The organism is Campylobacter sp. RM9333 (genome assembly GCF_020137705.1).
Lineage (GTDB): Bacteria > Campylobacterota > Campylobacteria > Campylobacterales > Campylobacteraceae > Campylobacter_E.
On the sequence record NZ_JACGAY010000052.1, the window covers coordinates 1 to 957 of the forward strand.

Here is a 957-nt window from a genome sequence, read left to right on the forward strand (position 1 = left end):
AATGATGAAATAGCTCAAGCTTGTAAAGCTATTAATATATTCTTAGAAAAAGTAAGAATTCTAATAGCACAAGCAAAAGATATCTCAAATGAAAACGCTTCAATAGCAAATGAATTAAGCCACACAAGTCTTCAAACAGGTAAGCGTGCAGAAGAAGGTAGCGTAATAGTTACAGAAGTAGCTAATAAAGGAACTAATACTAAAGATAACCTTGATAAAGGCGTAATTGGTGCAGCTAAAGGTAAAGATGAATTAAGTAATGCAAGTAAGTTTATAAAATCAGCAAACGATGCTATTAATTCATTAACTAATCAAATAAATCATAGTGCTGATATAGAAAGTGCTTTAGCTAGTAAGATTGAGCAATTAAGCCGTGATGCTGATAATGTTAAATCTATTTTAGAAATAATTAATGATGTAGCAGACCAGACTAACTTACTTGCATTAAATGCTGCAATAGAAGCTGCAAGAGCAGGAGAGCATGGTAGAGGATTTGCCGTAGTAGCTGATGAAGTAAGAAGCCTAGCAGAAAGAACTCAAAAAAGCCTTAGTGAAATAAATGCAACAATAAGCGTTATAGTTCAAGGTATTAAAGATGCAAGTGAGCAAATGAGCACTAATTCAGCAGAGATTAGTAAATTAACTCAAGTAGCAAGTAATACCCAAGATACAATTAATGAAATGGGTAAAGTAATGAGTGAAGCTGTAAAAATTAGTGAAGCAACTGTAAATGATTATATAAACACAAGTAAAGATATGAGCGAGATATTAAGTGGAGTAAATAATATGAATACTATCACTAATGAAAACGCAAGAAGTGTAGAAGAAATAGCAGGAGCAGCAAATCATCTAAGTGAGATGACAGAACAACTAAACAAAAAGCTAAATGAATTTAGAACTTGATTTATTAGCTTAAGAATAAACTTATTATTAGGAATTAGTATGCTAGTTCCTAAT

At 31.7% G+C, this 957-nt stretch carries 1 protein-coding gene; it reads left to right on the forward strand.

What is annotated here, in order from left to right; all coding sequences use genetic code 11:
• On the forward strand, positions 1–903 hold a 903-nt coding region (locus tag AVBRAN9333_RS09410; protein WP_336609909.1), incomplete at its 5' end, for a methyl-accepting chemotaxis protein.
• Between the last annotated feature and the right edge of the window lie 54 nt (positions 904–957).